Origin of the sequence: Pseudomonas sp. RGB (assembly GCF_007713445.1) — a bacterium.
Taxonomy (GTDB): domain Bacteria; phylum Pseudomonadota; class Gammaproteobacteria; order Pseudomonadales; family Pseudomonadaceae; genus Aquipseudomonas.
Genome location: NZ_VMSH01000006.1, coordinates 194,633 through 208,828, shown reverse-complemented (window position 1 = coordinate 208,828; position 14,196 = coordinate 194,633). Strand labels below are relative to the sequence as shown.

Sequence of the window (14,196 nt, the reverse complement as noted above, 5' to 3'; positions counted from 1 at the left end):
GCGGACCCTCGCGGGTCCAATAAGCGCGCATTATGAAATAAGCAGGCCTCTGCTTACAAAGTCTTTACTCGTTTTTCTGCTGCGTGGGCAAGTTATCTGCAGGATTGCAGGTGATTTCTCGAAAAATGCAGGAAAGCGCTGTAAGCAAAGTAGCAAATTCTGACGTCACCCAAGGCAACGTCAGCTTGATATGCCCCTTATTTCAGGGCCGCGAAGGCGCGCTCGGCAGCATCCAGGGTCAATTTCAACTCTGCATCGCCATGGGCGATCGAGGTGAAGCCCGCTTCGAAGGCGCTCGGTGCCAGGTAAACGCCGCCTTCCAGCATCAAGTGGAAGAAGCGCTTGAACAGGTCGGCATCGCTGCCCATCACGTCATCGAAGGTGACGATATCGTCGGCACCGCTGAAGTACAGGCCGAACATGCCACCGGCTTGCGTGGTGACGAACGGGATGCCGGCAGCATCGGCGCGCTGTTGCAGGCCATCGAGCAGGCGCGTGGTGTAGTCGGTCAGCTCGGCGTGAAAGCCCGGGCGGCTGATCAGGCGCAAGGTGGTCAGGCCGGCCGCCATGGCCAATGGGTTACCCGACAAGGTGCCCGCCTGGTAGACCGGGCCCAGTGGCGCGATGTGCTGCATGATGTCGCGCTTGCCGCCGAAGCAACCCACCGGCATGCCGCCGCCGATGATCTTGCCGAAGGTGCTCAGGTCCGGCGTGACGCCGTAGTAAGCCTGGGCGCCGCCGAGGGCGACACGGAAACCGGTCATGACTTCGTCGAAAATCAGCACTACGCCGTGCTTGTCGCACTGCTCGCGCAAGCCTTCAAGGAAGCCAGGCGCCGGCGGTACGCAGTTCATGTTGCCGGCGACCGGCTCGACGATGATGCACGCCACCTCTTGGCCCACTTCGCTGAGCATCTGCTCGACGGCGGCGATGTCGTTGAATGGCAGGGTCAGGGTGTGCTTGGCGAAGGCCGCCGGTACACCGGCCGAGCTCGGCACGCCCTGGGTCAGTGCGCCGGAACCGGCTTTTACCAGCAGGCTGTCGGAATGGCCGTGGTAGCAGCCTTCGAACTTGATGATGCTGTCGCGGCCGGTAAAACCACGGGCCAGGCGAATCGCGCTCATGGTGGCCTCGGTGCCTGAGCTGACCATGCGCACCATTTCCATCGACGGCACGATCGAGCACACCAAGTCTGCCATCTCGGTTTCCATGGCGGTCGGGGCGCCGTAGGACAGGCCGTGTTGCAACTGCTGGCGCACCGCATCGAGCACGTCCGGGTGGCTGTGGCCGAGGATCATCGGGCCCCAAGAACCCACGTAGTCAACGTAGCGCTTGTCATCTTCGTCGGTGACGTAGGCGCCTTCGGCATGCTTGAAGAACAACGGCGTGCCGCCCACGCTCTTGAACGCACGCACGGGGGAGTTCACACCGCCGGGAATGTGTTTCTGAGCATTGGCAAACAGGGTTTCGGAACGGGACATGGTCGGGCTCTCTAAACTGAAATTTTAAGAAGATCGTTGAATGCGCGCGCGCGGCGCGTGACTTCCTGGGTGCTGTCGGCACCGAACAGGCCGTGCACCACGGCGAGCAGGTCGGCACCGTGGGCCACCAGCGGTTCGGCGTTTTCCAGGGTGACGCCGCCGATCACGCAGATCGGCAGCTGCAGGCGCGCGCGGGCCTGGGCAAGCATGTCAACGGTGGCGGCGGGTGCGCCGGGCTTGGTGTTGGAATTGAAGAAGCGGCCGAAGGCGACGTAGCTGGCGCCTTCTTTGGCGGCCTGTTCGGCCAGTTCGATCTGGCTGTGGCAGGTGGCGCCGATGATCGCTTTGGAACCGAGCAACGCTCGGGCCGGAGTCAGTGGGCCGTCGGTTTGGCCCAGGTGTACGCCCACGCCCAGGCGCGCGGCCAGTTCGGCGTCGTCATTGATAATGAGCTGGGTCTTGTAGCGCGAGCACAGCTCGCGCAGTTTCTCCGCCTCTCGCAGGCGGCGGGCTTCATCGCTGCTTTTGTCGCGGTACTGCAGCAGGGTTACGCCGCCGTCCAATGCCGCTTCGACGTAGGCGAGAAATTTGCCGGCCAACAGTTGGCTGTCGGTAATGGCATACAGGCCACGTAGTTTCATCGGGCAGGCCTCTTGTGCTTTAAGAGCAGAAATCCAGCGGCAAACGGCGCGGCACGAACTGGCCCTGGCCGAGTTGTTCGGCGTCACGCAAGGTGCGCCAAGTGTAGTTGAGCGCCGACTGCACAGCACTGACCAGGCCTTCGCCCTGGGCGATGCGACCGGCCAGTGCGCTGGCCAGCGTGCAGCCCGAACCATGATAGCTGCCGGGCAGGCGCTGGCAGGTAAAGGTCTGGCGCGTGCCGTCGCGGCTGTACAGGCGATTGTGCACTTCATGCTCGTCGCCGTGGCCGCCGGTTATCAGCAGGTGCTTGATAAACGGCAGCAGCTTCTCGGCGCATTCGTCCGCGGTGCCTTCAGGCAGTTCGGCGAGGATGCGCGCTTCAGGCAAGTTGGGCGTGGCGATCAGCGACAACGGCAGCAGCCGCTCGCGCATCGCGTAGCCGACTTCGTCCTTGCCCAGGCTGCCACCGCCGCCGGCCCGCAGCACCGGGTCGCACACCACCGGCAGGTGCGGGTGCGCCTGCAGCAGTTCGACCACGGTGTCGACCATCGCGGTGGACCCGAGCATGCCAAGCTTGACCGCCGCCACCTCGGAATCGCCGAGCACGGCATTCGCCTGGGCCAGGACCCACTCGCGGTCGAGCACGCGGAAATCGCTGACATTGACGGTGTTCTGCACGGTCAGGGCGGTGACGGCGGGAGCCGCATGACAGCCTTGGGCGAGCAGGGCTTCGATATCTGCCTGCAGGCCGGCGCCACCACTTGGGTCATGGCCGGAGAGACAGAGGACAACGGGGCGAGAGCTGTAGATATTCATGGTGCGCGAGCTTACCACCAAACGCTTTTTGCGTGGCTGTCTGGCGAGGGTTGAATTTTGCCGCTACCCAAGCGTAATTATGGCCGATAGCTATTATCGAGTATTGCGTCATAAATGCGTTGAAAGCCGCGTGCTAGAGCCTTTCAAAAAATTATTTCAATGGTGTCTAATGGCCTCCAGCGGCTATGCTAGAGTGGATCCAAACAACTTACTGTATCGCCGGTATACGTCTTCTCAAAAGGAATGGGGGCTTTTGACATAACCGGGCAGGCCACGCTGGGGCTCTATGCGCTATTTGCTGATCTTATTATTGTGCGGGCTGCCGATGCTCGCCGGCGCCGTCGAGTTCAATCAGAGCACTCGAAGCCTGCCGCTGGGCCGGGTCATGCAAGTACTCGAAGACCCTACCGACGCCCTCACCATCGCCCAAGTCAGTTCCCCCGCCTACGCCACCCAGTTCAAGACCCACGACCAAGCCACCCTCAATGCCGGTTATTCACGCTCGGTGTTCTGGCTCAAGGTCGATCTGCATTACACCGCCACTGACCCTCGCGCCCCGCGTACCTGGTTCCTGGAGCTGGCGTACCCGCCGCTGAACCGCCTGGACCTGTACCAGAACGACGGTACCGGCGGCTACCGACTGACCACTCGCACCGGCAGTGCACTGCCCTTTTCCAGCCGTGAAGTGCGCCAGAGCAACTACCTGTTCAAGCTCAACTTTGTGCCCGACCAGCAGCAAACCGTGTACCTGCGCCTGCAAAGCGAAGGCTCGATCCAGGCGCCGTTGACGCTCTGGGCCGGCACCGCCTACCTGGAGGAACAGCCGCTGCGCTTGTATGTGTTGGGCGCCATCTACGGCGTACTGCTGGGGATGCTGGTCTACAACCTGTTCATCTACCTGAGCGTGCGCGACACCAGCTACCTCTATTACATCCTCTATATCGCCTCGTTCGGCCTTTATCAGCTGTCGGTCAATGGCGTGGCCGTGGAGTACTTCTGGCCCAACAACCCATGGTGGGCGAATGCGGCGGTGCCGTTCCTGATCGGGTCGGCGGCGCTGTTCGGCAGCCTGTTCGCGCGCAGCTTCCTGCACACCGCGCAGCACAGCCGCTGGCTCGACCGGATCTTGCTGGCGCTGGCGACCTGCGGCGCGGTGGTGATGGTGCTGGCGCTGCTGACCAGCTATGCGGTGGCCCTGCGCCTGGCCACCGGTCTGGCGCTGGTGTTTACCGTGACCATCTTTGTTGCCGCGATCAAGGCCTGGTATTGCGGCCAGCGCATGGCGCGGTATTTCATCATCGCCTGGTCGGCATTCCTGCTCGGCGGGGTGGTCAACACGATGATGGTATTGGGCTACCTGCCGAATATGTTCCTCACCATGTACGCCAGCCAGCTCGGTTCTGCGATTGAAGTGGCGCTGCTCTCACTGGCCCTGGCGGACCGCATCAATGGCATGCGTGAGCAGCAGGCGCAAATCCTGTTCGACGCCAGCCAGAAACTCGAAGTGCTCAACCAGCAACTCGCGCGCAGCAATCGTTTAAAAGACGAATTCCTCGCCACCCTGACCCACGAACTGCGCACACCGATGAATGGCGTGATCGGCTCCCTTGAGCTGATGCAAACCGTGCCGCTGGACGATGACCTGGCGCAGTACCAGCAAACCGCCGCCGGCTCGGCGCGGGACATGATGCGCATGGTCAACGGCATCCTCACCCTGACCGAACTGCAAGCCGGGCGCCTGACCGCCCAGCCCCAGGTGTTCAGCCTGCGCGGCGCACTCGACACCTTGCGTCAGCAGTTCAGCACCGGCGCGCAGAACAAAGGCCTGGCATTCTCCATCGACGTGGCGGACGAGTTGCCGGACCGCGTGATCGGCGATGCCGACAAACTGATCCAGTGCCTGGATTGTCTGCTCGACAACGCGTTCAAGTTCACCCACGAAGGCGCGGTGCGCCTGCGCGTGGTGGGTGTTCCACAAAACGAGGGCAGCTTGCGCCTGAGCTTTATCGTCACCGACAGTGGTATCGGCTTCGCTTTCCTCGACGAGGCCACGCTGTATCAGCGCTTCTTCCAACTCGACGGCTCAACCACCCGCGAATACGGCGGCCTGGGCATCGGCCTGGCGATCTGCCGACAGCTGATCGAACTGCTCGGTGGGCGCCTGACCCATCATTCCGAGCCGCGCAAGGGCAGCCGTTTCCAACTTGAGGTGACGGTAAGCCCGGTGCCGCCCGAGCCCAAAGCGACGCCCCAGGAAACCTTGACGCAGCGCGCGCCCCACGAGTGCGCGGTGTTGCTGGTGGACGACAACAGCGTCGGCCAACTGGCGGTGCGTGGCATGCTGCTCAAACTGGGCTATCGGGTGAAAACCGTGGACAACGGTTCGTCTGCGCTGGCGATGTTGCAGAGTGAAACGTTTGATGCGGTGCTGCTGGATGTGCCTGAAGGCGGGTTCTCATTGTGCTGTCAGATTCGTGCACTGCCGGGGTGTGGCGAACTGCCGGTGATCGCCCTGAGTACCTCACTGAATGGGACGGACCGTGAGCGCTGCCATGGCATCGGCATCACTGACCGGCTGGCCAAGCCCGTGCGTTTTGAAGCGCTGCAGGCGGTGCTGGAGCGTCGGCTGCTGTGCCCGTTAGAGGGCGAAAGCGCCGGACATTAGGCGCGTATGCCACTTTTTTAAGCCCGGTGACGGTGCTTAACTGAAATTCAGGCCTCAACTGCACGTGGCCTTTTTTCAGGAGGCCCGTCATGAACCTGCATCAGTTCGCCGAAACCCACGACGTCACCAATCAGCCACCGTCCTTGGACGGCACCAACCTGTACCGCATCGACGTGCCCCTGCAAGAGTGGTCGCGCCGCTTTGGCGCCGGCTGGGCCCATGCGCGTATCGATGCGTATGGCGCACTGGCGGGCGGCCCGTTGATGGCGGCCGGGTTCCTGGCAAACGAGAATAAGCCGGTGTTCAACAGCCATGACCGTTATGGCCATCGCATCGACTGCGTGGCGTTTCATCCGGCGTACCACGAGCTGATGCGCACCGCCGTCGAGCATGGCCTGCCGTCGCTGCCGTGGGCGCACCCACAACCCGGCGCCCATGTGGCGCGCGCCGCCATGACTTACCTGCACAGCCAGGCCGAAGCGGGCACCGGCTGCCCGCTGACCATGACCTTCGCCTGCGTACCGGCCCTGCGCCTGCAACCGGATCTGGCGCAGACCTGGCTGCCGAAAATCCTCAGCACCGAATACGACCCGCGCAACGTCGGCATCGCCCACAAGGCCGGGGCCACCATCGGCATGGCCATGACCGAGAAGCAGGGTGGCACCGACGTACGCGCCAACACCACCCGCGCGTATCCAGTGGGCGCGGGCGGCCCAGGGCAAGCCTATGAACTGGTGGGGCACAAGTGGTTCTGCTCGGCGCCGATGTGTGATGCGTTCCTCACGCTGGCGCAGACCGACAAAGGGCTGACCTGTTTCCTGCTGCCCCGGCACCGCCCGGATGACACCCGCAACGAGTTCTACATCCAGCGCCTGAAAAACAAACTCGGCAACTGCTCCAACGCCTCCAGCGAAGTGGAGTTTCGTGGCGCGCTGGCCTGGATGATCGGCGAAGAGGGCCGTGGCGTGCCGACCATTATCGAAATGGTCGCCATGACCCGCTTCGACTGCATGGTTGGCTCCAGCGCGCTGATGCGTCAGGCGTTGACCCAGGCCAGTCATCATTGCGCGCACCGCTTGGTAGGTGGCCGTGTGCTGAGTGAGCAGCCGCTGATGCAAAACGTATTGGCTGACCTGGCCCTGGAAAGCGAGGCGTCGCTGGCATTGAGCATGCGCATGGGCCGGGCCCTGGACCATCTGGATAACGAGCAGGAAGCCAAATTTGCCCGGCTGGTAACGGCAGTGGGCAAGTATTGGATCTGCAAGCGCGCGCCAGCAATGATCAACGAGGCGGCCGAGTGCATGGGCGGTGCCGGGTATGTCGAGGACAGCATCCTGCCGCGCTTGTACCGTGAGGCGCCGGTGAATTCAACGTGGGAAGGTTCCGGCAATGTGCAGTGCCTGGACGTGTTGCGGGCGCTGTCGAAAGAGCCGGGCGTGCTGGAGGCGCTGTTTGTCGAACTCGGGGACGGGCATGGCCATACGCAGCTGGCGCGGCATATCGAGCAGCTGAAGTCGGCGTTCATGGACACTCAGGACATCCAGTACCGCGCCCGCCAATTGACCGAGGATATTGCCGTGGCGTTGCAGGCCAAGTTGTTGCTGGAGGCCGGGAACGCGGCGGTCAGTGATGGCTTTATCGCCAGCCGCTTGGGGGAGTCGTCCGGTCGGGTGTACGGCACCTTGCCGCGAGGCGTGGATGTAGAAGCGATCGTCGCGCGTTCAACCCCAACCCTCTGACTACACTCGGTCAAAATGTGGGAGCGGGCTTGCTCGCGAATACGGTTCTTCAGTGACTGAGCAGGTGACTGATACACCGCATTCGCGAGCAAGCCCGCTCCCACATTATTAACCGCATTCCAATCACTACTGTTTCAGTGAGGCCGGGATACAGGCAAGATAAAGGCCTGCAAGTCAGAACACAGGATGCTTACCGTGACCGAAGCTTTTGTTGTCGTTCAAACCGCCGAAGAAGCCGTGGATCGGCTGGCGGCTCTTCACGAGCGTGCTACCGGCGCGCTCAATCAAGCCCTCAAGCAATACCTCAAGGACCGCGTCGAGCCCGACGCCGCGCAACGCGCACTGTTTCGCTATCCAGAACTGCGCTTGACCTACCATTGCCATGGCGAAGTCCCACAGACCACTCGGGCGTACGCCAAGGTTCAGTTGCCGGGGACCTACAGCGTCACCGTCACCCATCCGGGCGCATTCCGTAAGTACCTGCTGGAGCAACTGGTGCCGCTGATGCACGACTTCACCGTAACGGTAGAAGTCGGCGTGAGCCAACAGAATATTCCGTACCCGTATGTGGTGGAGCAGGGCGACGAACTGGCCGGCTCCGGCGTGACCGCCGCGACCCTGGCGCGCGTGTTCCCCAGCACCGACCTGTCCGCGGCCACCGACGGTATCGCCGATGGCCTTTACGACTGGGAAAACACCGACCCGCTGCCGCTGGCGCTGTTCGATGCCGCCCGCGTGGACTTCTCCCTGCGCCGTCTGGTGCACTACACCGGCAGCGACTGGCGCCATGTGCAGCCGTGGATCCTGCTGACCAACTACCATCGCTATGTTGACCAGTTCATCCTGCATGGCCTGGAGCAATTGCGCAGTGACCCGCGGTTTATCCGCATGGTGCTGCCGGGCAACGTGATCATCGACAAGAGCATGGACCACGGCGAAGCCTCGGCGATTGCGGCGGGCGTGGTCTGGCACCGTTACCAGATGCCGGCCTATCACCTGCAGGCCACTGATGGCCACGGCGTGACCCTGGTGAACATCGGCGTCGGCCCGTCCAACGCCAAGAACATCACCGACCACCTGGCCGTGCTGCGCCCGCATTGCTGGCTGATGATTGGTCACTGCGGCGGCCTGCGCCAATCCCAGACCATTGGCGATTACGTACTGGCCCACGCCTACATGCGCCGCGACGGGATTCTGGACCGCGTAGTGCCGCCGAATATTCCGATCCCGGCCCTGGCCGAAGTGCAGATGGCCCTGCAGCAAGCGGCGGCCAACGTTACCGGCGAAAAAGGCGAGGAGCTGAAAAAGCGCCTGCGCACCGGCACCGTGTTGACCTACGACGACCGCAACTGGGAGCTGCGCTGGGCCCAGGAACGGCCGCTGATCAACCTGTCCCGCGCCGTGGCCGTGGACATGGAAAGCGGCACCATCGCCGCCCAGGGTTATCGTCTGCGGGTGCCATATGGCACGTTGCTGTGCGTCTCGGACAAACCCCTGCACAGCGAGATCAAGCTGCCAGGTTCGGCCAACGCGTTCTATGAGCGTGCGGTCAGCCAACACTTGAAGATCGGCATCGAGGCGGTGGACCTGTTGCGCACCGAACTCAACTCGCTGCACTCGCGCAAACTGCGCAGCTTCGACGAGCCGCCGTTCCGCTAAGCGGTTGGGATGGTCATTTAGCGGTCAGGCCACTAGCATTGTCGGTCCTGACCGTTAGATGTTCCTTTTGCCATGTCCCGTCCCACCCGTCCCGACTCGCGCCGCCCTGGCGTGAAACCTGCGTATCCCGCTCTCCGGCGTGTCGCCAAGGCGCCACCGGCCGAGCCGAAACTGATCCTGTTCAATAAACCCTTCGACGTGCTGACCCAGTTCAGCGACGAAGGCGGGCGCGCGACCCTCAAGGATTTTATCGACATCCCCGGTATCTACCCGGCTGGCCGCCTGGACCGTGACAGTGAAGGCCTGTTGCTGCTGACCAACGATGGCCAACTGCAGGCGCGGATTGCCGACCCCAAGCACAAGCTGGCGAAAACCTACTGGGTGCAAGTCGAAGGCGAACCGACCGAAGAGCAATTGCAGCGCCTGCGCGACGGCGTGGAGCTTAATGACGGCATGACCTTGCCCGCGCAAGCCCGGCAGTTGGACGAACCTGAATTGTGGCCACGCAATCCGCCGGTGCGTTTTCGCAAGAGCGTGCCCACGCACTGGCTGGAGCTGGTGATTCGTGAAGGGCGTAACCGCCAGGTACGGCGCATGACCGCTGCGGTGGGCCTGCCGACCTTGCGTCTGGTGCGCGTGCGCATTGGTGATTGGTCGATTGACGGCCTGGACCAAGGCCAGTGGAAGGAAGTGCCGGCGCGTTTATAAGGCGCCGGATTCGATCAGGCCGATCACCACGCTTTTGATGATGAATGCGGCCACGCCCAGGCCCAGTACGAAGAACAGAATGAACGAGCCAAAGCGCCCGGCTTTGGATTTTTTCGCCAAGTCCCAAACGATAAAGCCCATGAAAATGATCAGAATGGTGACCAGGCCGGTCATCATCCATTCTTCAAACACGGCGGGGTCGATGTTGTTCATGTGGGAATTTTCCGGCAGGGCAGGCGGGAAGTATAAAGCAGGGCTTCAGGCGCAACATTGACCTGAGTCTTGAGGCGGTCAATGTGGGAGCTGGCTTGCCTGCGATAGCATCAACTGGGGCTGGCTGATACACCGAGTGGCCTGTATCGCAGGCAAGCCAGCTCCCACATTTGATCTTCTGCGACCTTAAGTACGCAGGTGTGTCAGCGGCAATTCGGTGCTGTTGAGTACCTGATTGAGCACAAAGCTCGACCGCACGCTGGTCACGCCTTCAATGCGGGTCAGGTGGCCCAGCAGCAGTTTTTGATAGTGATCCATGTCCGGTACCACCACTTTCAACTGATAGTCCGCATCCATCCCGGTGACCAAGCTGCATTCGAGCACTTGCGGCAGGGTGCGAATCGCCGCTTCGAAATTCTCGAAACGCTCGGGTGTGTGGCGGTCCATGCCGATCAGCACATAGGCAGTGAGGCTCAGGCCGAGCATCTTGCGATCGAGCAAGGCGACCTGGCGCGCGATGTAACCATCGTCTTCAAGCTGCTTGACCCGGCGCGAGCAGGGCGAAGGCGACAAGCCGATACGCTCGGCCAACTCCTGGTTGGAGATCCTCGCGTCGCGCTGCAATTCCGCCAAAATACTCAGGTCGTATCGGTCAAGCTTGCTCATTGGGTTGGCCTTTGTCGTAACTATTGCGGCGAATTATCTATGAAGGGTTAAAAATTGCGCAAGCACTGTTTATTGACGCAATCTTCGCAATCATCTGTCGGCGCGGCGGGCCTATGATTACCAACAGAATCACCGCCTGGACAACAGTCCACTGCAGCCCGCCCAATCAGGCCCGCTGCGGCCGCCGCCCCAGCAGGGTTGAGTCGGCCTCCAGGCTGCACACTGTCCACAAGACGGCGTGAGGTGAGCCAACGTCAAAAGCGTTGAGCACGGACGAAATTCTCAAGGGGTGGCCGACGGGTCACCCCTTTTTCTTTGCGCGCGTTTTTACCCAAAAAAATACTTCTCGTGACTGATAATCTGTCTCAGAACCGGGCGAGGCTTTTCCAGTCTCATCTATGAGGCCGGACGTTCTAGGCCCTTATCCGCAGTGAGGAATAGCATGAAGCGCATCTGGCGTATGGCAGGTGTAGGTTTGCTGATAATGACCGTTGGCTCGCAAGTAATGGCCGACGACCCGCGCTCTGAAGGGGGCGGTCAGCATGAAAGAGGTCCCGAAGGCGGACGGCAAGGCAACGAACAGCCGCGACCGCAAAATAACCAACCACGCCCGCAGAACAATCAACCGCGCCCGGAAATCAACCAGCCGCGCCTGCAGAACCCGCGTGTCGAGAACAATCAGCCTCGGCCGCAAAACCAGCATTTTGATCGCGCCGAACAACAGCAGCACGGCGGTGGGCAATGGCAAGGTCGCCCGCAAGGTGCCGAACAGCCTCGGCCAGCGCCGCAGCCCGCGAATGACCTGCCGATTCAGGGGCGCCCGGACACGGTTCGGCAAACCCAGGAGCCGCGCCAGGGTCACTATCAGGACATCCCGCGCCGTAACGATGGCAACCAGCATTGGCAGGCCGGCAATGGCCCCGGGCGCCCAGGTGGCGGGTTCAACAATGGTCACCCCAACGACAACCGCTGGCCGGGTCGCCCCAGTGGGCACGGCACTGGTTGGGGCCCTGGCCCGCAATATCGCCCCGGCTATACGGTGGATCGGTTTCCCGACCGCAACTACCGCGTGCCTTACCGTGGCCAGGATTACTTCTTTTCCGGCGGCTACTGGTATCGCCCGCAAGGCCCGCGTTATGTCGTGGTGACGCCGCCGTACGGCATCCGCGTGCAATACCTGCCGGACTATGCGCGCGAAGTGTGGGTGGGGAGTGCGCTGTTCTTCCTCGCAGCGGGTTCGTACTACACCTACGAAAGCGCCACCCAGCAGTACGTGGTAGTGCAGCCGCCGACAGAAGTGCCGGCACCGCAACCCGCGCCGCAGGGCAATGGCTATGACGTGGTGGCCTACCCGGCCAACGGCCAGTCACCGGCGCAGGTGCAGCAGGACGGCTACGACTGTTATCGCTGGGCAGTGCAACAAAGCGGTTTCGACCCTCGGACCGTCACCTACGCCCCAGACCCCGCGGTGGTGCAAACCTACCGCCAAGCCCAGGGCAACTGCCTCACCAGCCGCGGGTATCAGGTGCAGTACTAGGCCTTATTGCCCGTGACCACTTCCCGCGGGTCGGCGTGCACCAGCACTTCGGCGCGCGGGTAGGCGTTGTGAATGGCATCGGCGGCCTGGTCGCTGATGCCGTGAGCAACCGACAACGATAATTCCCCCGGCAACTCCAGATGCAGTTGCACAAACCAGTGGCTGCCGGAAATCCGCGTGCGCAAATCATGTGCACCCAACACGCCTGGCACACCGCGCGCCAGTTCCAGCATGTGCTGGCTCACATCGGCTGGCAGTTCCTCGTCCATCAACACCGCAAAGCTTTCACGGGCGATCTGGATGGCGCTCCACAAAATGTACGCGGCGATGCCCAGGCCGAACCAGGCATCGACCTGATTGAAGCCGAACCCCGCCAACACCAACGCCACCAGAATGCTGCCATTGAGCATCAAGTCCGAACGGTAGTGCAGCGAGTCCGCGCGCACGGCGTTGGAGCCGGTTTCGCGGATCACCCGGTGTTGCAGCATCAGCAACGCCACCGTCATCACCAGCGAAAACACGATCACCCCGATGCTCAGCCAAGGCGCGCCGACTGGTTCCGGATGGTGCAAACGCTGGTACGCCTGGAACGCGATCAACACCGCACTGCCGGCGATAAACAACGCCTGTGCCATGCCCGACAGCGACTCCGCCTTGCCATGCCCATAACGGTGGTCATCATCGGCCGGGCGCAGCGCGTAATGCACTGCCAGCAGGTTCAGCAACGAGGTCACGCCATCGAGCAGCGAGTCGGTCAACCCGGCGAGCATGCTCACCGAGCCACTGAACCACCAGGCGATGGCCTTGGTAATAATCAGCGCACAGGCCACGCCCACCGACGCGCGGGTGGCCAGGCGCAAGAGCCTTGCGTGTTCGGGACTGCTGGTCATAAGCGGGTCGAATCCTTAAGCGGCGGGCTGCAGGCCCAGGGAGGCGAGTTGTTGCACGCTGCCCTTGAACTGGATCATGCGCGGATCATCCAGCGGCAGGGTGCGGCCGGTTTCCTTCTGGATGATGGTTTGCAGCTTGGCGTTATCGACCTTGCCGTCGGCGCCGATGGCTTCATGCAGTTTCTCGGGCGCGACTTGAGCCGTTTTGCCGGGCTCGAAGTAAATCGCGCCGGTGGCGAAGTCCACGCCGAATGCGATCAGGCCGGGGATCACGTAGAACAGCAGGCCCACGGCGTCGAGCACGGCAATCGCCGGGTCGATCTTGCCGTCGATCTGGCCACGGCGGTCCGGGTAGAAAATCGAGCCACAGGCGGTCAGTTGGCTCAGCAGGGTGACGGCGAGGACACCGCCGATGACACGGGAAGCGATACGCATGGGAATCTCCTGAACACGTTTAAAGGTGACTATAAGCCAGATCCATCAGACGACGATGATCCAATGTGGGAGCTGGCTTGCCTGCGATAGCGGTGGATCAGTGACACATGCCTAGCTGACCCACCGCTATCGCAGGCAAGCCAGCTCCTACATTTACCTGTATTCCAATTAAGGAAGAACGAGGTGTCTTTGAGACCAGCACCGGCATCCGGCAGTTCGCCGTTATACTCGCCGCTCTGCTTTGGAGCCAGTATGAATTCGTTGCCGATCGATGATGTTTTACCCGCCCTGCGTGACGCCTTGGCGATTCGCCATGAAGCCGTGCTGGAAGCGCCGCCCGGCGCCGGTAAAACCACCCGCGTGCCCTTGGCCTTGTTGAACGAGCCATGGCTGGCCGGGCAGACCATCCTGATGCTCGAACCCCGGCGCCTGGCCGCGCGCGCGGCCGCCGAACGCCTGGCCAGCGAACTGGGCGAAAAGGTCGGCGAAACCGTCGGCTATCGCATTCGCCTCGACAGCAAAGTCGGCCCCAATACACGTATCGAAGTGGTCACCGAAGGCATCCTCACCCGCCGCTTGCAGGACGACCCGGCGCTGGAAGGCGTGGGCCTGCTGATCTTTGACGAATTCCACGTTTTGCTGAATGCACAGAAACCATCACTTTCTTGTCAAAAACTCTCAAACAACGCCGTCTCAGTCTGAGGGCTTAATCTCCTCGCTTGATCCCCCGTCGTATACTGCCTCC

Annotated in this window: 12 protein-coding genes and 1 pseudogene; 6 read left to right on the top strand and 7 right to left on the bottom strand. The window is 62.0% G+C overall.

Annotated elements, in window-relative coordinates:
* Positions 1-197 precede the first annotated feature (197 nt).
* Genes hemL through FPT15_RS15190 form a run of 3 tightly spaced genes read right to left on the bottom strand, consistent with a single transcriptional unit; the run spans position 198 to position 2,939 of the window.
* Positions 198-1,481: a glutamate-1-semialdehyde 2,1-aminomutase gene (gene hemL, locus FPT15_RS15200; RefSeq protein ID WP_106579359.1), complete on the bottom strand. Its 1,284-nt coding sequence runs from the start codon at positions 1,479-1,481 to the stop codon at positions 198-200.
* Positions 1,482-1,492: 11 nt separating this feature from the next.
* The gene (gene thiE, locus FPT15_RS15195; RefSeq protein ID WP_145162429.1) at positions 1,493-2,122 is read right to left on the bottom strand and encodes a thiamine phosphate synthase; all 630 of its coding nucleotides are present in this window, start codon (positions 2,120-2,122) and stop codon (positions 1,493-1,495) included.
* A 19-nt stretch (positions 2,123-2,141) separates the two neighbouring features.
* Entirely contained in the window at positions 2,142-2,939 is a 798-nt protein-coding gene (locus FPT15_RS15190) for a hydroxymethylpyrimidine/phosphomethylpyrimidine kinase (RefSeq protein ID WP_124418525.1), read from the bottom strand.
* A 286-nt stretch (positions 2,940-3,225) separates the two neighbouring features.
* Here FPT15_RS15190 and FPT15_RS15185 point away from each other — a divergent pair, with 286 nt between their 5' ends.
* The 4 genes from FPT15_RS15185 (at position 3,226) to FPT15_RS15170 (ending at position 9,710) form a co-directional block, all read left to right on the top strand.
* Entirely contained in the window at positions 3,226-5,604 is a 2,379-nt protein-coding gene (locus FPT15_RS15185) for a hybrid sensor histidine kinase/response regulator (RefSeq protein WP_145162426.1), read from the top strand.
* A gap of 89 nt (positions 5,605-5,693) precedes the next feature.
* Positions 5,694-7,343, top strand: a complete 1,650-nt coding sequence (locus FPT15_RS15180) for an acyl-CoA dehydrogenase family protein (protein WP_145162423.1) — start codon at positions 5,694-5,696, stop codon at positions 7,341-7,343.
* Between the two features lie 186 nt (positions 7,344-7,529).
* Positions 7,530-9,002: an AMP nucleosidase gene (gene amn / locus FPT15_RS15175; RefSeq protein WP_178119700.1), complete on the top strand. Its 1,473-nt coding sequence runs from the start codon at positions 7,530-7,532 to the stop codon at positions 9,000-9,002.
* Between the two features lie 72 nt (positions 9,003-9,074).
* Positions 9,075-9,710 carry a pseudouridine synthase gene (locus tag FPT15_RS15170; protein ID WP_145162417.1) on the top strand — a complete coding sequence of 212 codons (636 nt, stop codon included), beginning with the start codon at positions 9,075-9,077 and terminating at the stop codon, positions 9,708-9,710.
* Here the strand turns inward: FPT15_RS15170 and FPT15_RS15165 are convergent.
* Positions 9,705-9,914 carry a DUF2788 domain-containing protein gene (locus FPT15_RS15165; protein ID WP_007975837.1) on the bottom strand — a complete coding sequence of 70 codons (210 nt, stop codon included), beginning with the start codon at positions 9,912-9,914 and terminating at the stop codon, positions 9,705-9,707. The two genes, FPT15_RS15170 and FPT15_RS15165, sit on opposite strands and share 6 nt — an antisense overlap.
* Positions 9,915-10,109: 195 nt before the next feature.
* Positions 10,110-10,589, bottom strand: coding sequence for an Lrp/AsnC family transcriptional regulator (locus FPT15_RS15160; RefSeq protein WP_003194418.1), 480 nt, complete (start codon positions 10,587-10,589; stop codon positions 10,110-10,112).
* A 442-nt stretch (positions 10,590-11,031) separates the two neighbouring features.
* Here FPT15_RS15160 and FPT15_RS15155 point away from each other — a divergent pair, with 442 nt between their 5' ends.
* A complete protein-coding gene (locus FPT15_RS15155; RefSeq protein ID WP_145162414.1) occupies positions 11,032-12,126 on the top strand; it encodes a DUF6515 family protein in 1,095 nt (364 codons plus the stop codon).
* Here FPT15_RS15155 and FPT15_RS15150 read toward each other — a convergent pair.
* Both FPT15_RS15150 and FPT15_RS15145 read right to left on the bottom strand, forming a co-directional pair.
* Positions 12,123-13,016: a cation diffusion facilitator family transporter gene (locus FPT15_RS15150; RefSeq protein WP_145162411.1), complete on the bottom strand. Its 894-nt coding sequence runs from the start codon at positions 13,014-13,016 to the stop codon at positions 12,123-12,125. The two genes, FPT15_RS15155 and FPT15_RS15150, sit on opposite strands and share 4 nt — an antisense overlap.
* Before the next feature lie 15 nt (positions 13,017-13,031).
* Entirely contained in the window at positions 13,032-13,451 is a 420-nt protein-coding gene (locus FPT15_RS15145; protein ID WP_106579351.1) for a polyribonucleotide nucleotidyltransferase, read from the bottom strand.
* 252 nt (positions 13,452-13,703) lie between these two features.
* Between FPT15_RS15145 and FPT15_RS15140 the strand changes: the two are divergent.
* Positions 13,704-14,084: pseudogene (locus tag FPT15_RS15140) on the top strand (DEAD/DEAH box helicase); the annotation flags it as partial.
* Positions 14,085-14,196: the final 112 nt, after the last annotated feature.